At 47.4% G+C, this 20,688-nt stretch carries 22 protein-coding genes; 11 read left to right on the forward strand and 11 right to left on the reverse strand.

Annotation, left to right across the window (positions count from 1 at the left end; all coding sequences use genetic code 11):
- Nucleotides 1–145: 145 nt before the first annotated feature.
- Complete coding sequence (gene xth, locus WG904_RS14240; protein ID WP_339580001.1) at nucleotides 146–916, forward strand: exodeoxyribonuclease III; 771 nt, start codon at nucleotides 146–148, stop codon at nucleotides 914–916.
- Between the two features lie 52 nt (nucleotides 917–968).
- On the opposite strand, the gene uvrA is transcribed toward xth, so the two are convergent.
- Both uvrA and WG904_RS14250 read right to left on the reverse strand, forming a co-directional pair.
- Entirely contained in the window at nucleotides 969–3,506 is a 2,538-nt protein-coding gene (gene uvrA / locus WG904_RS14245; RefSeq protein WP_339580002.1) for an excinuclease ABC subunit UvrA, read from the reverse strand.
- 122 nt (nucleotides 3,507–3,628) lie between these two features.
- Entirely contained in the window at nucleotides 3,629–3,922 is a 294-nt protein-coding gene (locus WG904_RS14250) for a putative quinol monooxygenase (protein WP_339580003.1), read from the reverse strand.
- 485 nt (nucleotides 3,923–4,407) lie between these two features.
- Between WG904_RS14250 and WG904_RS14255 the strand changes: the two genes are divergently transcribed.
- Entirely contained in the window at nucleotides 4,408–5,286 is an 879-nt protein-coding gene (locus WG904_RS14255) for an LLM class flavin-dependent oxidoreductase (RefSeq protein ID WP_339580004.1), read from the forward strand.
- A 258-nt stretch (nucleotides 5,287–5,544) separates the two neighbouring features.
- Here WG904_RS14255 and WG904_RS14260 read toward each other — a convergent pair whose 3' ends face one another.
- The gene (locus tag WG904_RS14260) at nucleotides 5,545–5,973 is read right to left on the reverse strand and encodes a hypothetical protein (protein ID WP_339580005.1); all 429 of its coding nucleotides are present in this window, start codon (nucleotides 5,971–5,973) and stop codon (nucleotides 5,545–5,547) included.
- Nucleotides 5,974–6,264: 291 nt separating this feature from the next.
- On the opposite strand from WG904_RS14260, the gene WG904_RS14265 reads away from it, so the two are divergent.
- The 7 genes from WG904_RS14265 (at nucleotide 6,265) to WG904_RS14295 (ending at nucleotide 11,231) form a co-directional block, all read left to right on the forward strand.
- Complete coding sequence (locus tag WG904_RS14265) at nucleotides 6,265–6,675, forward strand: UPF0758 domain-containing protein (protein ID WP_339580006.1); 411 nt, start codon at nucleotides 6,265–6,267, stop codon at nucleotides 6,673–6,675.
- Nucleotides 6,676–7,012: 337 nt separating this feature from the next.
- Nucleotides 7,013–7,375 (forward strand): single-stranded DNA-binding protein, encoded by a 363-nt coding sequence (locus WG904_RS14270; protein ID WP_339580007.1) that lies wholly within the window; start codon nucleotides 7,013–7,015, stop codon nucleotides 7,373–7,375.
- 35 nt (nucleotides 7,376–7,410) lie between these two features.
- A complete protein-coding gene (locus WG904_RS14275; protein ID WP_339580008.1) occupies nucleotides 7,411–8,475 on the forward strand; it encodes a DUF932 domain-containing protein in 1,065 nt (354 codons plus the stop codon).
- A 43-nt stretch (nucleotides 8,476–8,518) separates the two neighbouring features.
- Nucleotides 8,519–8,749, forward strand: coding sequence for a hypothetical protein (locus WG904_RS14280; protein WP_339580009.1), 231 nt, complete (start codon nucleotides 8,519–8,521; stop codon nucleotides 8,747–8,749).
- 24 nt (nucleotides 8,750–8,773) lie between these two features.
- Entirely contained in the window at nucleotides 8,774–9,640 is an 867-nt protein-coding gene (locus WG904_RS14285) for a hypothetical protein (RefSeq protein WP_339580010.1), read from the forward strand.
- A gap of 10 nt (nucleotides 9,641–9,650) precedes the next feature.
- Nucleotides 9,651–9,983, forward strand: a complete 333-nt coding sequence (locus WG904_RS14290; protein WP_339580011.1) for a hypothetical protein — start codon at nucleotides 9,651–9,653, stop codon at nucleotides 9,981–9,983.
- A 288-nt stretch (nucleotides 9,984–10,271) separates the two neighbouring features.
- Nucleotides 10,272–11,231, forward strand: coding sequence for an HNH endonuclease (locus tag WG904_RS14295; RefSeq protein ID WP_339580012.1), 960 nt, complete (start codon nucleotides 10,272–10,274; stop codon nucleotides 11,229–11,231).
- Nucleotides 11,232–11,292: 61 nt separating this feature from the next.
- On the opposite strand, the gene WG904_RS14300 is transcribed toward WG904_RS14295, so the two are convergent.
- Nucleotides 11,293–11,604, reverse strand: coding sequence for a hypothetical protein (locus WG904_RS14300; protein WP_339580013.1), 312 nt, complete (start codon nucleotides 11,602–11,604; stop codon nucleotides 11,293–11,295).
- Nucleotides 11,605–11,624: 20 nt separating this feature from the next.
- Nucleotides 11,625–11,873, reverse strand: a complete 249-nt coding sequence (locus WG904_RS14305) for a DUF6088 family protein (RefSeq protein WP_339580014.1) — start codon at nucleotides 11,871–11,873, stop codon at nucleotides 11,625–11,627.
- Nucleotides 11,874–12,543: 670 nt separating this feature from the next.
- Here WG904_RS14305 and WG904_RS14310 point away from each other — a divergent pair.
- Together WG904_RS14310 and WG904_RS14315 are read left to right on the forward strand one after the other, a co-directional pair.
- Complete coding sequence (locus WG904_RS14310) at nucleotides 12,544–13,044, forward strand: helix-turn-helix transcriptional regulator (RefSeq protein ID WP_339580015.1); 501 nt, start codon at nucleotides 12,544–12,546, stop codon at nucleotides 13,042–13,044.
- Between the two features lie 56 nt (nucleotides 13,045–13,100).
- Nucleotides 13,101–13,682, forward strand: coding sequence for a nucleotidyl transferase AbiEii/AbiGii toxin family protein (locus WG904_RS14315; protein ID WP_339580509.1), 582 nt, complete (start codon nucleotides 13,101–13,103; stop codon nucleotides 13,680–13,682).
- Between the two features lie 112 nt (nucleotides 13,683–13,794).
- On the opposite strand, the gene WG904_RS14320 is transcribed toward WG904_RS14315, so the two are convergent.
- From WG904_RS14320 to WG904_RS14340, 6 genes are all read right to left on the reverse strand, one after another.
- Nucleotides 13,795–17,049 carry an error-prone DNA polymerase gene (locus tag WG904_RS14320; RefSeq protein WP_339580016.1) on the reverse strand — a complete coding sequence of 1,085 codons (3,255 nt, stop codon included), beginning with the start codon at nucleotides 17,047–17,049 and terminating at the stop codon, nucleotides 13,795–13,797.
- Between the two features lies 1 nt (nucleotide 17,050).
- A complete protein-coding gene (locus WG904_RS14325; RefSeq protein ID WP_339580017.1) occupies nucleotides 17,051–18,547 on the reverse strand; it encodes a Y-family DNA polymerase in 1,497 nt (498 codons plus the stop codon).
- On the reverse strand, nucleotides 18,544–19,305 hold the full coding sequence (locus tag WG904_RS14330) for an ImuA family protein (protein ID WP_339580018.1): 762 nt from the start codon (nucleotides 19,303–19,305) through the stop codon (nucleotides 18,544–18,546). Before WG904_RS14330 ends, WG904_RS14325 begins: the two co-directional genes overlap by 4 nt.
- 188 nt (nucleotides 19,306–19,493) lie before the next feature.
- The gene (locus WG904_RS19655; protein ID WP_431844434.1) at nucleotides 19,494–19,853 is read right to left on the reverse strand and encodes a DUF1810 family protein; all 360 of its coding nucleotides are present in this window, start codon (nucleotides 19,851–19,853) and stop codon (nucleotides 19,494–19,496) included.
- Nucleotides 19,854–19,867: 14 nt separating this feature from the next.
- Nucleotides 19,868–20,326: a helix-turn-helix domain-containing protein gene (locus WG904_RS14335; RefSeq protein WP_339580019.1), complete on the reverse strand. Its 459-nt coding sequence runs from the start codon at nucleotides 20,324–20,326 to the stop codon at nucleotides 19,868–19,870.
- 61 nt (nucleotides 20,327–20,387) lie between these two features.
- Nucleotides 20,388–20,573: a YtxH domain-containing protein gene (locus WG904_RS14340; protein ID WP_339580020.1), complete on the reverse strand. Its 186-nt coding sequence runs from the start codon at nucleotides 20,571–20,573 to the stop codon at nucleotides 20,388–20,390.
- Between the last annotated feature and the right edge of the window lie 115 nt (nucleotides 20,574–20,688).

Raw genomic sequence — 20,688 nt, forward strand, 5'->3', positions numbered from 1 at the left:
GTCAAAGGCTTGCATGGCTGTTTATGTTTTTTGGGAATGCTAAGATAACGTACGGTGCAGGCATTTTGTTATCCGACTTTTCAACATGGGAATGTGGAAATCTCTGCTGGCTAAACAATGCTGGGTTTTAATGGTTATCTGTTTGATGAAGATCGCAACCTATAACATCAACGGGATCAATGGCAGGCTTACTGTGCTTTTGAAATGGCTGAAGGAGGCCAGACCAGATGTGGTATGCCTACAGGAGCTGAAATGCCAAGACAAAGATTTTCCGGCCAGGGAGCTATTGAAGGCTGGTTACCATTCGATCTTCCACGGACAGAAGAGCTGGAACGGGGTGGCGATATTGGCAAGGGAAGAGATCAGGGAAACCAGGCGCGGACTTGACGGGGATCCCTCTGATGAACATTCCCGGTACATCGAGGGTTTTGTCTATGGGATGGTGATCGGTTGCCTGTACCTTCCCAACGGGAATCCGGCACCAGGACCGAAGTTCGATTATAAGCTGGCCTGGTTCAAGCGGCTTCACCTGCATGCAAAGAAACTGCTCTCCTTCGATCTTCCGGTGCTTTTGGTCGGGGACTATAACGTGATCCCGACCGACCTTGATACCTATAGGCCCGAGAAATATGTGACCAATGCGCTGTTCTTTCCAGAGAGCAGGTCGGCCTATAGGAAACTCTTGAAGCAGGGGTGGACCGATGCGATCCGCACCCTGTACCCGGATGAGCGGGTCTATACCTTTTATGATTACCTGAGGGGTGCCTATGGCCGCGATGCAGGGCTGCGGCTGGACCATTTTCTTTTGAACGATATTGTGGCTGGTCGCCTGAGCGATGGTAGGGTGGACAGACACGTGCGCGGCTGGGAAAAGTCCAGCGACCATTGCCCGGTATGGATCGAGCTCAACGATTAGCTGCGTGCAAACTTAGCTGTGTTCTAGCTTCAGAAGGCTGGCTTTTCTTCGGCTATATTTTCCCGGACAGAAAGGCTTTCAGGTAGGGAGCGGTTCTACTTTTGGCATGGCTGCTCACTTCGGCAGGAGTGCCCTTTGCCACCACTTTTCCTCCCTGGGACCCCGCGCCAGGTCCGATATCGATGATGTGATCGCTCCCTGAAACCACGTGCATATCGTGCTCGACCAGTACGACCGTATTGCCGGCGTCGACCAGACGGTCGAGCTGAGCCATCAGCCGCTCGACGTCGCTCGGGTGAAGTCCGGTCGTCGGCTCATCGAGGATGTACAGCGTGCTTCCGTTCTGCGCGCGCTGGAGCTCGGTAGCCAGTTTGATCCGCTGCGCCTCTCCTCCAGAAAGTTCGGTGGCCGATTGGCCTAGCCTGAGGTAGCCAAGGCCTACTTCCCTTACCGTTTCTAGGGCCCTTGAAATGGCGGGCTCTTCGTCAAAGAAATCGCAGGCCTCGTCCACTGTGAGCCTGAGCACATCGGCAATGTTCTTGTCCTTATAGGTGACCTGAAGGGTGTCCGCATTGTACCTTGTTCCCGAGCAGACCGGGCAGGGGGTGTACACGCTGGGCAGGAAAAGGAGCTCTACCATCACCTGGCCTTCGCCCTGGCAGTTGGCGCACCTTCCCTTGGCCACGTTGAAGGAGAACCGCCCTGCATCATAGCGCTTTTTCCTGGCTGCGGGCGTACCGGCAAATAGTTTTCTCACCGGATCGAAAAGCCCGGTATAGGTGGCAAGGTTGCTCCGTGGCGTGCGGCCGATGGGCTTCTGGTCGACCACGACCAGGCGCCGGATCCCCTTTAGTCCTCCGATCAGCTGGCCCCTTGCGGTTTCGGGAGTCTGCTGTTCCAACAGGTCCGTTCCGCTTTCCACTTCTTCCGCTTCTCGCCTTTGTCCAAGCGCTGCGCCAACCAGCTCCACCAGTACCTGGGAAATCAGGCTGCTCTTGCCGGAGCCTGAAATGCCGGTTACACTGGTCATCAGCCCGATCGGGATGGAAACGCTGAGGTCATTAAGGTTGTTCTTGTAGACGCCCTGCAGTTCCAGCCATTGCTCTGGCTTCCTTTTGGGTTTGCTGTTCGTTTTACCAGATTGTGTTTCGGGATATAGATATTTGGCGGTGATGGACTGCCTGCAATTTTTGATCTCTGCCGCAGGACCATTATGGATGACCCGGCCGCCATTTTCCCCAGCGCCGGGTCCGATGTCCACGATCCAGTCGGCATGGCGGATGACCTCGATCTCGTGCTCGACCACAAAGATCGAGTTGCCGTCCTGTTTCAACCGGTCGAGGATGTTCAATAGCGCCCTGGTATCCGCAGGATGCAGTCCCGCCGATGGCTCGTCCAGCACATAGACCACGCCGAACAGGTTGGAGTGGACCTGGGTGGCCAGCCTGAGCCGCTGCAGTTCTCCCGGGGACAGTGTCGGGGTGCTGCGTTCCAGGGTGAGGTAGCCCAGTCCGAGTTCGAGCATCACTTCGATCCTTGCATATAGGTCAGCTGCGATGCGCTGGGCAACGATCTGTTTTTCCAGGTGGTCGCTGTTCGGGCTATCCTTCTTTGCGATCTGTTTGGCATAGGGGGTGAACATCTGTTGCAGGGCCAGTAGGGGCTGCCTGTTCATCTGGGCAATGTCCATCCCTTCGAATTTTACCGAAAGTGCCTGTTTTTTTAGCCGTTTGCCCCCGCAGACCGGGCACTGGCTACCGGTCATGAACGAAAGTGCCCGCTTTTTCATCAGCTGGCTCTGGCTGTTGGCAAAGGTCTGCAGCACATATTTTCTGGCTCCGATAAAGGTGCCCATGTAATCGAACTGTTTATTTGTCCTGATGGCCCGTTGCACCTCCTCTCTGCTATAACCGGGATAAACGGGCACCGAGGGCGATTCTTCGGTATACAGGATGAAATCTCGGTCCTTTTTGGAAAGCTGCTTCCATGGGATGTCGACGTCGATGCCCATGGTGGTCAAAATGTCCCGCTGGTTCTGTCCCTGCCAGGCCGTTGGCCAGCTGGCGACCGCGCGCTCGCGGATGGTCTTGGTGTCATCGGGTACCATGCTCTTTTCGGTCACCTCATAAACCTTTCCAAGTCCATGGCAGTTTTCGCAGGCGCCCTCGGGCGTATTTGGCGAAAAGCCTTCCGCGTAGATGATGTCTTGTCCCTTTGGGTAATCGCCGGCCCTAGAGTACAGCATGCGCAGCAGGTTGGAAAGGGTCGTGACGCTGCCCACGGTAGAGCGCGTTGATGCCCCGCCGCGCTGCTGTTGCAGGGCTACCGCTGGCGGAAGTCCGGAAATGCTGTCCACCTCGGGGATGGACATCTGGTTGAAGAGCCGCCTTGCATAGGGAGATACGGATTCCAGGTACCTGCGCTGCGCTTCTGCGTACAACGTGCCGAAGGCGAGCGATGATTTTCCGGATCCTGACACTCCGGTAAAGACTACCAACTGGTCCCTTGGGATCTCCAGGTCAATGTTCTTCAGGTTGTGTTCCCTGGCGCCCTTGATAATGATGTGCGGTGAATTTCTGTATGATGGCATAGTTATCGAACAAACCAAATGGCATCCTAGTTTTTTTGAATTAGCTAGGCGAAGACGGCGTTCTAATGGTGTCAAGTTCCCCGGCCTAATCTGCCGGGGATCTGACTTTGTGTATGTCGGACTTATTTGACCGCAAGCAAGGTTACCTTTTCGATTACCGGCGGCGCAGCGAGCAGTTCATCTGCATGGGCCATTAATGCCTTGGGGATCTCTCCGCCCAAATGTGCATCTCGCCCAGCTTCATCTTCGAACGTATCGAAGATGCCGAAGGTTGAAGGTCCGAGCTGCAGCGCGTACCAGCGGATGGTTCCTGGCTCGGCCTGGGCCAATGGCAGGGCACTTTTAAGAAAGTCGGCAACTTGCTGCTCTTTACCGGGTTTGGCCTCAAGGCGGGCCAGTAATGCTAAATTTTCCATTTTGTTTATATTTAAGTGGGATTGTCGACGGTAAAAATTACCGCCACCATTAATGCCTCACGAATGGTGCCACGATTTGCTTTTAACTTCCAAAAAATTCAGATAATTAAGGCTGGAAATGATAAAGTGCCATAACCGGTGCCTGAAAGGGTCTAATAACGTAATGGAAAGAAAATAGGATATTAAACTGTTGGTCGTGGGGCGGCTGGGATGATCCCAAATTGGGCCATATGTTCCGCTCCAAGGTGGACATTCTCAGCTTGAAAGGTTGCTTCCGGGGTTGGATTAAGGATTGGAATTGTAGAGTATGTCTGGTCCTGGATTGATAGCCACATACGTTTAATTGTTCATATCACTCTTGGAAATGTGCTTCTGAAGTTCTAGCTATAAGAGGTAACAAGAAATGAGAGCATATTATGGTTTTGACCGATAAGTGACCTAAGCTAGGATGCGATATGCTTACATTTGGATTTTATCTTCATTATATGAAAAAAATAGGATTCCTTTCCTTCGGCCATTGGGCCGATCATCCCTCATACCAGGCGCGTACCGCTAGCGATACCTTATTGCAGTCTATCGATTTGGCTGTTGCAGCCGAAGAGATTGGCGTTGATGGTGCCTACTTTCGCGTTCACCATTTTGCAAGGCAGCTCGCCTCGCCCTTTCCATTGCTTTCAGCCATTGGTGCTAAGACCTCGAAGATCGAGATTGGGACGGGCGTGATAGATATGCGTTATGAAAACCCCTTATATATGGTCGAAGACGCTGGTGCGGCAGATCTGATTTCAGGTGGACGTTTGCAATTGGGCATTAGCCGTGGTTCGCCCGAGCAGGTGATCGAAGGCTGGCGCCATTTTGGTTATGCACCTGAGGAAGGCCGTAATGATGCCGATATGGGTAGGGAAAAGGCTTTGGAATTTTTGGAGCGTTTGAAAGGCAAAGGGTTTGCCCAGCCTAATCCAAATCCGATGTTTCCCAATCCCCCTGGGCTGCTTCGTCTAGAACCACATTCCGATGGACTGCGCGAGCGGATCTGGTGGGGAGCTGCTTCCAACGCGACAGCAGTCTGGGCGGCAGAAAATGGGATGCATTTGCAGAGTTCAACATTGAAATTTGATGAAAACGGAAAACCTTTCCATATCCAACAGGCCGAGCAGATCAGGCTGTATAAAGATGCCTGGAAGAAAGCGGGGCATTCCCGTGAGCCAAGGGTTTCGGTAAGCAGGTCAATCTTTGCGCTGATGAACGACCAGGACAGGATGTATTTTGGCGGACATGGCAAAGGATCAGATAGCTTTGGCTATATCGAGCCTACCCAAAGGGCGGTGTCGGCAGGGGTTATGCCGCAGAACCAGATCAACTGATCAGGGAACTGGCAGCAGACGAGGCGATTCAGGAAGCCGATACAGTCTTACTAACTATTCCCAATACTCTGGGCGTGGATTACAATGTCCATGTTCTTTCTTCTATTTTGGAACATGTGGCTCCAGGACTTGGCTGGAGATAATATTTTGAATTTCTTTAAGTCGGACAAAACATATTGGCAGCGTATGCGTTTAATATTCCGAGAGCGTTAATTTAGATGAGCGGGAAGAGCCTTTGGTTTTTCCCGCTTTCTTGTTTTAATCCCTATCATAGTCTTTCACCTTGATGGTGAACTCGAAATATTTCTCGGTCATCACGATCATGATCCGTCCGTTTTCAACTTCCTTATAGCCATATTCATAGCAGTAATAGTATCTCCCTTTTTTGGTCTCCAGTATATTGGTGTAGAAATTGAAATTGAACCCCTTGTCCAGCATTTCCCCACGTGTAAGGAATTTCGGCTCGCCTTCCCAAGCGCCGGTATCGGCCATGATCCTTCGGTTTCTGAGCAGGTCACGCGATATCTGGTAGACGTGCTTGGGCTCGTCCCATTTCGCATGTTTGCGCTTGTTGGAATTGGCCTTATTGCGACAGGTATCGTTGCAGTACTTTTTATCGCTACGTCCAAAGAGTTCTTTTTCGCAGTAGCCGCAACGGTGTTCGGTCTCGTATTTCAGCGTAGGCATAGCTTTTATCTGATTTTCAGTTAGATATCCGGTAGCTAAACGTTTGAAACGGTTAACTGGTTTTGCAACCGACTATTTTTTTTGGGTGTAGCAAACTTTGCAGTTCACCAAGATCAATTAGTTATGGTAACGATGATGTATAGCGAGGCTTTTGCCTCAAGTCCCATGAGACATTATTTTTTCGACCTCAAACAAGGTCATAGTGGAAACAGTTTTCTTCAGATAAGCTGTAGTGAAAGGCAGTCGGACGGTTCTCATATAAGGAACAGGATCGTCATTTTCCTGGAACATATGCCCGACGTAATAGAAGCGCTCACTTCCATATGCCACCATGCCAGTTACCTGAAATTGGCAAGTCCTAAAGGTGGAACAGGAGATCATCCTGAGGGGCAGACCTTAAAGCTATATCCCACTCCATTGCCCGATCCGAACATAAGTCCAATAGAACGCATGAAAAAAACTGGAGCAGGCTCGCTTGCAGATGAGGAACTTGTCTCTTTGCTTTTTAGCGCAGGCCTTACCGATGAGCAATCAATATCACTTGCGCGAAGTATCTTGAAGGAGTGCGGAGGATTAAAGGGAGTGGGGAAGGCTAGGGCTAAGAAGCTAAAAAGTGTTCCCGAAATCGGAAATATTCGTTCCAGCGCTATCCTTGCTGTAGTTGAGATAGCTAAGCGCCTCAATGCTGTTGGGACTTCCTAGCCTGCATTGTGTGCTACCCTGCATGGTGTAAATAAATACCGCCTTACTGATTTCCATGTCAGCCTAGATTAATGTCTCCATGGTCGTTAATATGCCGTTTTCTGGTAATTTTTTGATCGTGGGGACAAAAACTCGGCAAAGCTATGGAGCTCCGCTGGCGACGAACGGCGAAATTACCGCGTTGCGGTTCCGTCCCGTAATTTCTAGTTCTCTGCTGCGCTAACGAGCTCCTGCTTTTCCTCGCAAGTTTTTGTCCCCTAACTCCAAAAAATATATGGGGGATTGGGCTGAAAGGACAAAAACAACGGTTCAATTTTTTATTTAAAAAACCACGAAGATGGAAATTATCACAGGAAGGCTGACCGCAGACGCGGAAGTCAGGGAGTTATCAGAGAGTACCAAAGTAGTAGGCTTTACCATAGCGGTAAACTACAGCTATATGAGCGGGGAGCAGCGAAGAGAGATTGCGAGATTTTTTGAATGTAGTTATTGGAGGAATGCGGGAATAGCCGAATTTCTGAAAAAGGGGGATGTTGTGCAGGTCTTCGGACATGTGGGCTGTAGGGCTTATGTGACGAAGGACGCCGAAGCAGCGGCGGCGCTGACCTTCAGGGTTTCGGAGATCAAGCTTTTTAGTGCTGGCGCGAAGTCGGTTAATACTAACGAACCTGTAAAGGAAACGGGCGACCTACCATTTTAAGCAATCAATTTATTCAAGCATTTAATAGTATAGTCATGGCACATAACCTAAATTTCAATAACGACACACAAAAACACGCTTTCTTTTCGGTGAAGGAAAAAGCTTGGCACGGGCTGGGCACGATCGTGGACAGTTACCCCACTTCAGCCGAGGCGCTGAAGTTCGCGGGGCTGGATTACACGGTTGTAAAACGTCCGCTTTTTACGATGGACAATTTTAACAACGAGTTCAAAGATGACAAGATCGTCCCATCATCTGCGGAGATTGCAGTCCCTAATTTCTTTGCGACCATGCGCACCGATACCGAGCAGGTGCTCGGGGTAGTGGGCAAGGATTATAGCGTTGTACAAAATATAGACGCATTTTCTTTTTTCGATAGCATCGTAGGCGGTGGCGAGGGGATCCAGTACGAGACCGCTGGCGCTCTGGGTAAGGGGGAGCGAATTTTTATCACCGCAAAACTTCCGTCTTATATCCGTGTGGGCAATGATGACTTGATAGAGCAGTATCTTTTTCTTACTACCTCGCACGATGGGGGCGGTAGCATCACCGCTGCATTTACTCCGGTTAGGATTGTATGCAACAATACATTGAATGCTGCAATGCGCAACCATAAAAACGCAATCCGAATCCGTCACAGCTCGGGAGCTGGCGACAGATTAAAACAGGCGCACATCTTAATGGGTATTTCTGGCAGCCTTGCAGGGGAGTTGGAAGAGATTTTCAACCACTGGGCAAAGGTGCGCATTACTGACGCAGAAGTTAAAAAACTGGTGCAGGTTGCTATGGCGCCCAATAAAGAAGTATTGCAGAAACTGCAGCAGCGAGCCGACGATGAAAATTCTGTGGTTTACAGAAACATTGTCGATGAGGTTTACAGCTATGCAATGGGCAACCAGACCCAGCAGATGGAGACCACGGCGGGAACTGTCTTTGGTGCCTACAATGCGGTAACGGGCTACTTCCAAAACGTGCGCAAATTCAGGGATGGCGAGGCAAAATTTAAGTCCATCACGGAGGGGACAGCAAAGCAAAGGGCACAGGTTGCCTTTGAACTCTGCGCAGATTTTGCCAGTAAGGGATCGCTTCCATTCAGTTAATCAAAACAGGGGCGGGAAACCGCCCCACTTTAAACCCAGCAAGATGATGAAAAGCAAAAACAGGAATGAGCGCCGCAAACTGAAAAAGATCGCCCAAGCGCTCAGGCTCTTGCAGAGCCTTGAAGAAATGGAACTTTCCAAAAATGATGCCTTCGAGGTGCAGCTCGCCAAGGGGCTGCTCATGGGGATCATTGAGTACAGTGGCTACAGGGCAAAATACCATTGGCTATTTGGGATCAGGCTCCTGAAGGCGCCAGATTGGACAGGTAAATAGGATGATAAATTAAAATTCAAGAAAATGACACAGGAAATAAAGGTTAATCTCACTTTGACACTCGAGGGAGATATACAACAATCGAAGACCGATATGGAAAACTTTGTAAATGATCTGATGATCAATGTCATCAACACCAAGGCTTTTTCACTGAACGGATACAAGATCAACAAGATACAGGAAGAGGCAGAAATCTACGCTCCAAATCCAGAGCGGGGCGAAGGGGTTTGGGACTTCGTAGAAAAATACTATCCGAAATATTATTCCTGCAACGAGATCATGCGCAACGATGACCTTTGCAAGATCGTAAACGGTGAACTTAACGGAGATGCCGAAATCATGTTTGATAGAGAATTTGAAGGAAATATTGAGCTGGCAACGGCTGCCTTCGACCAGTCTACCAAATATGTGTACGAGCGCGCGATCGTAGGCTACCAGCGCAGCCAGCAGGGGACAATCTCGATTGTGTGGGGATTGCAGGATGTGGAAGAAAGGGCAAAAGATAATGGGTATCTGCTTAAAGAGGGCGAAGCGCAGAAGGTGCTGGATATGCTCAAGGATAAGCACGATTGCAATATCGGGATAACTTGGGACGTGATCGACAATTATTTGAGTTATATCGTTCCCGATTCGCTAGAGGATGACGGGATCGTGTGGGTGCCGATCATGTTTCAGGGAAAGGAATATCTGGGTAGGGAGATCCCAGATCTGAACGACAAAGATTTTTCGCTGACCGTTGCGCCCATCAGCCTTTCAGAGGCGATGAACCTTGACGCTAATGGTAACGGAACGCCCGAGGCTACCCTGAAAGATGAACTCATTGCATACTACGCAACCGAGGAAGAACTCAAGTTATCAAATAAGGAACTATTCGATCTAATCTATAACTAAATATTGTATTATGGAGATTTTAAGAATGGGCGAGGAACTTGCCAAGGGAAAAATTGCGGTCGTACTGGCTGGGCTCGGTGCGCCAAGAATTACAGTTGTCTCGGACTCGATTGAAGAGTTGCAGCATTATGCGGTTACCTATTCTGCCTTTTGGGAAATGGGCAGCAGGAGATGGCGGGGCGGCAAGCTGACAGGCTACCCTGAAGGAGATGAAATGGACTTCAACGGTCTGGTCTGGAAAAACCACAAGGGAGTGAGGAAATGTGTGCTGGATTCCATAGTGGACTATCGAAGCGATCTGTACCAACGTTGCCTGAACGAAATCATGGATGCCACCTGCTAGGGAGTTGCCCCGAGAAATCGGGGCGACTCCACGTTTAGCCGAGCATTCCAGTTGAAACTAAATAAGATCCACATGAAACATACCGTAAGCTTTTTTAAAAGAAAGATCAAGGAGATCAATGATGGCCTTGAAAGGGTGGTGAAGCAATTTTGTGAAGCTAACAACCTCTGAATAAAGGCAGCCGAAAAGCTGCCTCCATCGAGCGTCCACGTTTAGATCAATTGCTGCCTATTTGAAACATTCGGTTTTTATGGCTAAGATTGTAACTGGTAAATCTGTCCGCTTATCTTGGAACAAACGCTCCTAAAATACGTCAATGCTTTTTCACGTTTAAAACGTGGTGGAACACGGTATGGACTGGCTCCCCATAAACCGGTATTATTGATTTCCCTGATCGAACTGGTGGAAAGAGGGATTGTTCGGCTCAATGAATTTGCAGTTTCGGCGGACCTTGTGGGAACCTTCAAGGAAAACTGGCAACTGCTCGTACCAACCTTACACCAGCCTGATTTTACCCAGCCCTATTTTTATCTGCAGAGCGAGAGGGTGACGGGCGAACCTCTCTGGACGTTGAAACCAAATCCCGGTTGCCAGATAAACTCCCATATCAAATCCGTATCAAGGCTCAGTGAAGTCTGCGCCTACGGATATTTTGCTCCCGAACTTTTCTTGCTGCTAACTGATCCATCAAGTAGCTCAGTGCTTAAGGATGCGCTCCTGGATACCTATTTCAAACTTCAAAAACAGATTTTTTATAATGCCAAGGGAACGGGCGATGGCTATCTTCATGACCAGATCTCAGATATTCTGAATGAGCCAGAAGCAAAAAAGCGCCACGTAAGTATCCATACCGAGGAGGATGTATTTGTACGTAATGGACTGTTCAAAAAGATGGTGCCCAAGATTTATGGCAACCGCTGCAGTTTTACCGGTATGCAGCTTTCAAGTACTTTTGGACATTTGTTTGTAGATGCGTGCCATATTGTACCATTTTCGCTCACCCACAATGATAGCGTGACCAACGGAATTGCGCTCTGCCCAAACCTGCACCGAGCTTTTGACAGGGGACTGGTCAGTATTGATGAAAATTATCGCATTATTATATCTGGGCATGTCCTTGAGGACATTGAGCATAGTTATGGGATTCGAAGGCTGCACGGCAAACCGATCACGTTGCCCCATGAGGTTTCTCAGCATCCTGCCCAGGAATATATCGGTTGGCACAGGGAAAACCTGTTCAAAGGATGATATCTTGATCAGCAGATCATTTGCGGTGAATACTTTTTTAATCGCCGCAAATTTGCGGTGATTATTTTTTTTTGTCCAGCAACTGCATTAGAATTCGTTTAGTCTTAGGATTACCGAAGGCTTGAAATGACTTGATTAATGAGTTCTGATCCATTCTTCCTATCTTGTGTTGCAGTCTTTCCAAGATATCGGGAATGTCCTCGGCAAGCCTGTTAAGGTTGTTTACAAGATCCACCACCAAGAATTCCAGGGTAGGTTTGATAGGGAAGTGCTGGCGAATGCGGAAGTCAAACTGTATGTTGGCCAGCCTGTAAACCCCATGACGTTTGTGGTTATATACGATCTTTCTATTGTAGAGCTGTGTAGTGCCCACGCCAAGGGAGTTATAGTTGTTTAGCGAGCTGACCAGAACCTGTCGTCCCTGAGGAAGGTACGTATCAGTTCCTTTTCGTCAGGCGGAACTTTTCCAAATACCGAATGTCTAGGATAGTGATAGATCCCTGTAGAAAGTTTCTGTAGCGTTCCCTCTTGGACAAGGGCAGCAAGTATACGGTCTACCGATCCAGTCCATTTTTTGAAGTCTGCTCTCCGGTATAGCTTTCCCTTTTTCAGGTGTTTTTTTATCTCCCTTAACTGTGACATCTTGTTGGTTGGTATGCAAAGCACGATAACGAAAAGATAACTACAAAGAAGATCTTAAAATTTATTTTGGGGATTAGATTTCACTTAACAAGGTTTAATAGAATTAGCACAACAAGGTTTAATAGAAACAGCACGGAGAAGAACTTTGATTTTGGAAAGAAAAAATCATTTTTATTTGTGCGTTTCATCCGCGAATTCTTATATTTGTTAAGGCGATATGGGGGTTTAGATAGAAATTAATTCTAGTAAATAGCTCATTATCAGTTCTTTAACATTATAAAACACTTTGTCGGAAAAATAAAGTATAATTATCTGATTATCAGCGTTTTAGGTATGTTTTGTTATGTCTCTAGATTGGTCCTTTTCTTTTAGGACTGACTGTCAGTGAGTTAGCTTCACTTTATGTATCGGAAAGTAAGGGTTCAATAAGTTTTTCATAGTATTTCTTTTTACGGTAAGAGGAAAAATTTTATTTTTTCTTATTGACCTTACCATGAGTGTTGGATGTGTGTGATAAATGAAATAAATCTTTAAAATTAGTAGTTCTAAAGGTTTATTCGAAGAAATGCGGAGATTAGTTTCCTATTCTGCCCAAAATTTGCGGAGAATAATTTGGTATGCTTAATAAGTTCATAAAACATAATGTAAACAAAATTGTTTACATTTGTATATGTTTGAAAAACTATCCATATTAAAAGGTATTCACCCAGGATTTTTCTTGGAACATGAACTCAAGAAAAAAAAGTTGTCTAAGCGACAATTCGCTATTTCTTTGGCCGAACATCCACAAACTATTGGTACAATTACCAAAGGCAAAAGGGATATGAATACTTCTTTGTCTTTAAAGGCAGAAAAAGCTCTTGGACTAGAAGAAGGTTTTTTAATGATGCTTCAAATGTTTTATGATATTAAAATAGAGAAGGAAAAAAACAACAATAATAATATCCCGAACCTTGATTTAATTCGTCCAATATTATTTTGGGATGTTAAGCTTGAAAAAATTAATTGGGATCAACATAAAGAATTTATTATTTCAAGAGTTTTTGAAAGGGGAAATGAAAATGAGCAAAAAGAAATACAAAGATTTTACGGTAAGGAAACCATCTTAGCTATCCTTTCAAAACTACCTGTTGATAATTACATTAAGACAAAAAAGGTTAAAAACAATTAGGTATGCTTTATTGGAATACCGTAAATGATACCTTAAAAGATGCATTATTGCTACTAATGCAATCTCCAATTTTTGATCAGTTTAGGCTAGTTGGAGGAACATCCCTTAGCTTACAGTTGGGTCATAGAATGTCTATTGATATTGATCTATTTACTGACGCACCATATAGGTCTATTGATTTCGAAAAAATTGAAGAATTTTTGAAAGAAAATTTTACTTACGTTGATGGTTCATTTGGTATGCTGGTAGCAAATGGAAGGTCCTATGCTGTAGGTAAAAGTAATTTAGATAATGTTAAGCTCGATATCAACTATACAGATCCATTTATAAGAGAACCTTTATTCGTAGATGGGGTGAGGTTAGCCTCAGTTGAAGAAATAATGGCTATGAAAATGGAGATTGTTCAACATGAAGGTAGGAAGAAAGATTTTTGGGATATTCATGAAGTACTAGACTATTGTCCAGTTGAGAAAATGATAGTGCTACATCAAGAGAGATATCCTTATGGACATGATAAACAATTAATACGTAAAAATCTGACTAATTTTACAAAGGCTGATAGGGAAATCGATCCGGAATGTTTGAGAGGAAAGCACTGGGAATTGATAAAGCTTGATATGTCAGAATTGGCTATTTAAATAATATTTGTACCGAATTTGTATCTTAACAAACATAACTAACTGTTAATCAATGTCTCTTTACTTTCTGTATTGGAAAGTAAACAGGCAAAATAACACAATCTTTTCTTTCCTATTTAAAATTCCTGCCCCCATCGAATATTTCTTGGGGCGTAGCCTGACGGACCTGTGAGCGTTTGTTTTCAGCTGGGTAGGGCGGTGATTTTTCATCCGCTCTGGAGAGCGTTAATATCGGCAGCTGGTCATCGTCCTTTGCCGTCAGGCCCTTGAGCAGCTTGGTGAAATCAAAACATTTGGATACGATTACATTCACTACGCCGCTTTCCTTTTGCACTTTGCCTTCCACCATCAATAGCCTTGAATGCAATATCTCCTTTCTATAGGTCTCAAAGAGCTTTTCGAAAACTACTAGATTTGAAAACCCGGTCTCATCTTCTATGGAGATAAAACAGACCCCGCCGGCTGTTCCCGGGCGCTGGCGTACGATGACCAGTCCCGCCACCTTTGCGATACGGCCGTTTTCGGTATCGCGGATTTCCTGTGAGGATTTTACGTTGAACAGCTTCAGCTTTTCTCGCACCAAACTAACCGGGTGGGCCTTTAATGAAAGTGCGGTAGAGGCATAGTCCTGTACCACATGTTCGCCCTTGCTCATCAGCGGCAAAGCAATCTGCTGCTCTTTGTCCGACTCGGATGGCTGTCCTTCAAATAACGCTACAGGTCTATCCTTTAGTGCGGAAACTTCCCAAAGAGCCTGCCTGCGGTCAAGACCCAGGGAGCGAAAGGCATCCGCATCGGCGAGGCGTTCCATGGCGCCCACGGAAACCCCAACATCCAACAGTGAGTGGAGATTTTTATAGCCGGAGCCCCTGCCCAGCACCAAGGCCTCCATATCATCTTCACGAATTCCCGATATCTGCCTAAAGCCCAATCTCAGTGCACAATATTTTCCCGATTTTTCTTCCAGCTTATTGTTCCATCCCGAAATGTTCACATCGATCTGCCGAACCTCTACGCCATGGTTCCTTGCATCGATTACCAGTTGCGCAGGCTGGTAAAAGCCCATCGGAAGGGAGTTCAAAATGGCGCAGGCAAAGACATCGGGGTAATAGCATTTCAGCCAGCATGAGACGTAAACGAGCAAGGCAAAGCTGACCGCATGGCTTTCTGGAAACCCATAGCTTCCAAATCCTTCGAGCTGCTTAAAGACCCGTCTTGCAAATTCTTCACTATAGCCTCTTGCGGTCATTCCATCCACGAGCTGTTTTTCGAACTTGGTCACCATGCCGTGCATCTTAAAGGTGGCCATGCTCCGGCGCAGTTCATCGGCTTCGGCAGGGGTAAAGCCGGCGGCTACGATAGCAATCTTCATCGCCTGTTCCTGGAATAAAGGTACGCCCAAAGTTTTGCCCAAAATTTCTTCGAGCTCTTTGGACGGATATTCAACTGGCTCTTCGCCGTTTCTTCGCCTCAAATAGGGATGCACCATATCGCCCTGAATTGGACCTGGACGAACGATCGCTACTTCGATAACCAGATCGTAGAAACAGTTTGGACGAAGGCGAGGTAGCATCTGCTGCTGGGCCCGGCTTTCAATCTGGAACACTCCGATGGTATCGGCAGCACTGATCATTTCATACACCTTCGGGTCATCTTCCTTATTGATCGAGGCCAAAGTAAGGTCAAGGTCGTAATGCTTTTTGGCCAGGTCAAATCCCTTTCGGATACAGGTGAGCATGCCGAGCGCCAGTACGTCGATCTTCAGAAACCCAAGCGCATCGATATCATCCTTGTTCCACTCGATATTGGTACGGTCTTCCATTCGGGCGTGGAAAATGGGGCAGAGGTCGGTCAGTTTGCCACGGGTGATCACAAAGCCGCCGGTATGCTGGCCTAGCTGACGTGGAAAGCCCATCATCTGACGGGTGAGGTCTAAAACTTTTACCAATAGCGGATCCCGTGGATTAAGGCCCTGCTCGGAAACCCTATTGCTTTCAAACCACTCATCTGTAAATTCCCAGATCGAGGCCGATAGCCTATCGATGGTATCGGTGGATAGTCCCATGGCCTTGGCCACATCCCTGAGTGCCCCCTTTTGGTGTAGCTGCGTTACCGTCGCAACTATTGCAGCCCGGTCACGGCCATATTTGTTGTAGATGTACTGGATAACTTCTTCACGACGCTCGTGTTCAAAATCCACGTCGATATCCGGCGGTTCGTTCCTAGCGGATGAAATAAAGCGCTCAAAAAGCAGGTCGAACTTGGTCGGATCGACCGAGGTAATGCCCAAACAATAGCAGATGGTAGAGTTTGCAGCAGAGCCACGCCCCTGGCATAGAATCTTTTGTTCCCTTGCAAACCTTACGATATCATAAACGGTGAGGAAATAAGAAGCATAGTTCATTTCCTTGACGAACTTCATCTCGTGGTTGATGTTGTCCAATACTTTTTGGGGGAGGGGCAGGCCGAACATTTCCTCCGCTCCTTTCCAGGTCAGGTATTCCAACTCTTCCTGCGGTGCCCGTTTGCCCGATAAAATCTCTTCGGGATAAACGTATTCCAATGATTCCAAACTGAACTTGCATTTTTCGGCGATCTCCAAAGTCCTATCGATTGCATCTGGATATTGACGGAACAAACGCTGCATTTCCTCCACGGGTTTTAAATGCCGCTCGGCATTCATCATCAGGCGAAATCCCGCATTATGGATGGTACATTTCTCCCGCACGCAGGTGAGGATGTCCTGAAGTTCCCTTCGTGAAAGGCAATGGTAATAGACGTCATTGGTAGCTACCATTGGTACGCCAAGCTTTTTGCTGAGCTCATCCAACCTGAACATCCTTTTCTGGTCCTGTCCCTGATAGTTCCGGTTGGCGGCAAGGAAAAGCGAGCTTCCTAAATTTTCCTTGTACTCTTTTAGAGCTTGGGGGAAGCTGAGTTCAAAATCAAAGCCCTTTGAAAGTGTATCTGGCGGAACGGCGATAAAAAGGATATCCTTTTGGTTTTGGTAAACATCATTTTTATAAAGGAAACATTTGCCCTTTTCGGCGCGGAAGTTGCCCTCACTGAGCATGGCTGATAATCTGCCATAGGCTTCTCGGTTAGTGGGATAGGCGAGAAGGCTCGGTCCGTCCAAAAGATCCAGCCTACAAGCAGGAATGATTTCAATGTTATGTTTTCTTGCGGCTGAATGCGCTCGGACGATCCCTGCCATCGTGTTCACGTCGGTAATGGCGATTTTGGGATAACCAAAAGCGGCAGCCTGCTCGATGAGTTCCTCCGGATGCGAGGCGCCCCTTAGAAAGCTGAAGTTCGAAGTGACCTGTAGTTCGCAGTAGCCCATAATTGTTTCTCCTATCGTTTTCATTTTATGCAAAAAATCCATGCAGGAACCATGCGGACCCTTCCTCGTTATAGTGGCCCGAGCGGAAGACCCAGTATCTTCGTCCCTTGTCATCCTCCAAGATATAATAATCGCGGTGCTCGCCGTTTGCCATCCACCATTCCTGCTCGATGCGCTCTGGGCCATCGGCTTTTGCAACCTGATGAAGTTCGTCCTTGTAGCGGAAGTTCATCGGCGGGTAGTCGGGGATGGGCGCAGTGACCTGTATGGCAGCTGGCTTATGGAGCATTTCCATCGGACGCGGATTACTCTTCTGCCATTTAATATCAGTCTTTTCGTCCAATGATATGGCAGGGCGGAGTGAACGCTCGGGCCAGTAGTGTGCCTGGGGGATATATCTTCGGATGGCCTGTGGTCCGATCTTTCCGGCGAGCCTGTCAAGCAGCTGCGCAAGGTTCTGGTCTGCAAGGCCAGATTTTCCGCTCCAGAGCTTTTCCTGATGCATAAGGACGGGTTCGGTCTTGGTGGCGGTCAATATGAAAAGCTCAATGCCTAGGGCAGGCTCGATCTTATTGATCTTCATCTCGAACAGTTTGGCCAGGTGCGGAACCTTGTGGGTAGGTTGGTTGGTGCCGATCTTGGTTTCGGTGATCCTTCCATCTAAACGGTAGCCCTTCAGCTCCGCCGATCTTATGCCAAGCCCTTCTTTTTGAAGTCGGGCGCACAGTTCGTGCAATAGTTTTTCGATGGCAATTTCGATGGCGGGTTTGGTTCTTATTGGCTCTAGGCAATATAGGCGTTCCTCATAGGGAGGGGTTACGATAATGGGTTTGATGTGCTCTTCTTCAGTTCCAAGGGCCTGGCCCAAGCGGAGTAGCATTTCATTACCAAACCTGCGCCTTAACATGGAAGCTGGCAGCTGGATGAACTTTCCGATCTTGTCAAAGCCGAGCTTGTGCAGCCGTTCAATAATGGGCTGTTCAAGGCGAAGCGCCATTGGAGGTAAATTTAGCAATGCGTTGTACTGCTGTCCTGATGCAATGATCGGAGATTTTTTGCCCAGTCTTGCTATTGCCCAGGAAGTGCCGATGGTGTCCGAGATGGCTCCGCGGCAATTATAGCCGGATTCCTTGAGCTTGCCGATGATGGTTTCCAGGTAATTTTCCTCTCCGCCGAGCAGGTGCGAGCAGCCGCTGGAGTCGAGAATGATCCCGTCGTGCAGATCGATGGCAACTACCGGTGAATATCGGATCGCCCATTTAGCAATGCGGATGAGCAGTTTTTTGTTGAAATCGATCTTGTCATCAAAGGCTAGGATGTCCGGGACAATGGCCTTGGCATCAGCTAGGGCCATGCTGGCAAATATGCCCTGTTTTTCAGCTTCACAGGAGGCGGCAGTGACCATGATCCTATTTTTCTGGGACATGGTGAACACATAGACGGTGTCTTTTAGTTCTGGTTTTTTGATGGCCAGGTAATCGGTCAATAGGTTGGTGAAATAGATACTTAGGAACCTGCTCATGCGATCTGTCCCCTTTCTGGAAAATCAATAGTTTGGGGCTGGGCATTGGCTTTGCTTTCCAGCGGCGCAAACCGGTCCTCTGCCCATTCGATCAGGAATTTGCCGCCTTCTCCGTTTTTGACTTTGATGAGGTTAACTTCCCACCGCGGATTGCCTACGCCTGGGATGTTGTGATTGATTGCTGTGGGCTGTGGCTTGATTTGCCATCTTGCAGAGCAAGCTGTTGCAGAAAGGCTTCGCTTGGGATCTTTTCTTAACAGGATTCCAGTCACATGGCTTTTTTCGGTTGCCAGTTGCAGCCTGCGGCTCTGGGCAAAGTCAATATCCGATAGTTCGGCAATCACGCAGGCAAGACCTTTACATTTCAGGGCTTCTTCCATCACCCATAAGATTTCCTTTGTATAATAGAGGTCCAGGAATATGATCTGCTGGGGGTTGACACCGAAAGTTTCCAGTGAGGGCGGGAAAAGTTTTCTATTTCTGCTGATCCATAGGCAGGAGTTTCCGTTTTCCATGAGCTTGGCGAGCAGGCCTGCGATAAAACCTTCGCTTGCTGCGGTGTCTTCTGGGTGCTCGGCCAAGAATTCGTGGATGGTACCAGTGGGAAAAATCTGGTTAGGGAAACAGGCTTCGATTGCTCCAAGTCCAAAGCCCTCGCCATTAGCTGTAGGGGCAGATTTAAATCCCTGCGCTGCTGAAATCTGTTGCCTTAATCGAGTTAATATTTCCTGTTTTTCCTTTATCATTGTTGTTTTCATGTGCGAATGATTTACACATGATTTTAGTAACAACAAATCTAATACTAAAAATGTTAGTAATTACTAACATTTTTAGTAAAATTACCAACAGTTTGCTTTTCTCTCTTTTTAATCTAATCATCAATCCTGCCCAAGCCGAACTGCTGAAGCGGTTGATTCGCTGGCTTAATTTGATTTGCCCAGTAGCGTTAAGGTCTTCTGGTCTTTTTCTCCCTTGAAAATTTGTCCTGTGCGTTTTGAAAGATAGAATGGGCGAGGTCGAGCTCGTTGAATAAGGTCATGCACGAGTGTAGCTTGAGATCATCGGGACTACCCATGAGCTTGGTGGGGTTCGCTGTGTTCGCTTTTAAGATGGCACTTGAGATTTTGATCAGCCGCTGTCCGAGAATGGGATGGTCGTAATAGCTTTGTGCTTCTTGCAGGTTAGCGATGCCGTAACGGACGGCCATTTCACTACTGCCGAGCCCCTGAAGCTGTGGAAAGATGAACGGTCTGATAAGTGTGCTGCTGCGCGGATAGGAATCGGTCGAGGTTCGCTGGAGTGGTATTCATTTTTTACGGGTTATTTGAAGTAAAAGTAGAACATGGCTTTGACGATCTGGCTCATGGTGCGTTTGCCGGTGACCCAGTCCGATATGCTTTCCCGATTTACCCCCGTGTCAAAGGCGATCTGCTTGATGCGCAGGCCTTTTTGCTGCATTTTACTTTCCAGCCATTCAGGATTGACCGTACTTGCTGGTGAAGGGGCGAAAGGTACGGGGCTAATGTTCAACGGTAGTTTTGGTATGAATTTGTTAAAGAGTTCTTTCGTTCGACTAGTCAAGGTCGCTTCTGTGGCGTATTTACCAGACTTGGTTTCTCCTTGGGCAACCTCGATCTGGATTTCGTTTCCGGTTACCGAAAGGATCGTAAAGCTCATGTTGGAAGTCTGAGCTTGGCGACCCGCTGCTTTGAGCAGTTTTTCGAGTTCTACCTGGGTCAATAGGTCGTTTAGTTTTTCAATGCCTGGAATACTTTTCATGGTTATCGATTAGCTTGGTTCATTTTGAAAATGGCCATTCTTTTGAACAGCCATTTGTTCGTCATTGCGCCTGTGGGAGGTTACTGGTCCCAAGTCCGTTGAGGTCAGCTTTCGCTTTTTCTATCCATTGCGGCAGTTGCTGTTTGATTTCATCGAGCTTGGTTTGTCCCAAAGCATCTTTTTTCGTGAGGTATTTGACTGCGCCGTATACTGCGGCACCGATCAAGGCTGTTTTCAATAGTCCCATTGTTGTTATTATTTTTTTGGAATAACAATGTTGGGAATTCATTTGTTTACCCGAATGTATTCTTAATACGACTATACCATGGGTATTTGCTGGTAGTTCGGTTCAATTCAGGATT

Source organism: Pedobacter anseongensis (genome assembly GCF_037482965.1).
GTDB lineage: Bacteria > Bacteroidota > Bacteroidia > Sphingobacteriales > Sphingobacteriaceae > Pedobacter > Pedobacter anseongensis.

Excerpts from the sequence above, each read along its gene's own strand:
- xth (WP_339580001.1), top strand. The coding sequence starts at position 146 with ATGAAGATCGCAACCTATAACATCAACGGGATCAATGGCAGGCTTACT.
- uvrA (WP_339580002.1), bottom strand. The coding sequence starts at position 3,506 with ATGCCATCATACAGAAATTCACCGCACATCATTATCAAGGGCGCCAGG.
- WG904_RS14250 (WP_339580003.1), bottom strand. The coding sequence starts at position 3,922 with ATGGAAAATTTAGCATTACTGGCCCGCCTTGAGGCCAAACCCGGTAAA.
- WG904_RS14255 (WP_339580004.1), top strand. The coding sequence starts at position 4,408 with ATGAAAAAAATAGGATTCCTTTCCTTCGGCCATTGGGCCGATCATCCC.
- WG904_RS14260 (WP_339580005.1), bottom strand. The coding sequence starts at position 5,973 with ATGCCTACGCTGAAATACGAGACCGAACACCGTTGCGGCTACTGCGAA.
- WG904_RS14265 (WP_339580006.1), top strand. The coding sequence starts at position 6,265 with ATGCCCGACGTAATAGAAGCGCTCACTTCCATATGCCACCATGCCAGT.
- WG904_RS14270 (WP_339580007.1), top strand. The coding sequence starts at position 7,013 with ATGGAAATTATCACAGGAAGGCTGACCGCAGACGCGGAAGTCAGGGAG.
- WG904_RS14275 (WP_339580008.1), top strand. The coding sequence starts at position 7,411 with ATGGCACATAACCTAAATTTCAATAACGACACACAAAAACACGCTTTC.
- WG904_RS14280 (WP_339580009.1), top strand. The coding sequence starts at position 8,519 with ATGATGAAAAGCAAAAACAGGAATGAGCGCCGCAAACTGAAAAAGATC.
- WG904_RS14285 (WP_339580010.1), top strand. The coding sequence starts at position 8,774 with ATGACACAGGAAATAAAGGTTAATCTCACTTTGACACTCGAGGGAGAT.
- WG904_RS14290 (WP_339580011.1), top strand. The coding sequence starts at position 9,651 with ATGGAGATTTTAAGAATGGGCGAGGAACTTGCCAAGGGAAAAATTGCG.
- WG904_RS14305 (WP_339580014.1), bottom strand. The coding sequence starts at position 11,873 with ATGTCACAGTTAAGGGAGATAAAAAAACACCTGAAAAAGGGAAAGCTA.
- WG904_RS14310 (WP_339580015.1), top strand. The coding sequence starts at position 12,544 with ATGTTTGAAAAACTATCCATATTAAAAGGTATTCACCCAGGATTTTTC.
- WG904_RS14315 (WP_339580509.1), top strand. The coding sequence starts at position 13,101 with ATGCAATCTCCAATTTTTGATCAGTTTAGGCTAGTTGGAGGAACATCC.
- WG904_RS14320 (WP_339580016.1), bottom strand. The coding sequence starts at position 17,049 with ATGAAAACGATAGGAGAAACAATTATGGGCTACTGCGAACTACAGGTC.
- WG904_RS14325 (WP_339580017.1), bottom strand. The coding sequence starts at position 18,547 with ATGAGCAGGTTCCTAAGTATCTATTTCACCAACCTATTGACCGATTAC.
- WG904_RS14330 (WP_339580018.1), bottom strand. The coding sequence starts at position 19,305 with ATGAAAACAACAATGATAAAGGAAAAACAGGAAATATTAACTCGATTA.
- WG904_RS14335 (WP_339580019.1), bottom strand. The coding sequence starts at position 20,326 with ATGAAAAGTATTCCAGGCATTGAAAAACTAAACGACCTATTGACCCAG.
- WG904_RS14340 (WP_339580020.1), bottom strand. The coding sequence starts at position 20,573 with ATGGGACTATTGAAAACAGCCTTGATCGGTGCCGCAGTATACGGCGCA.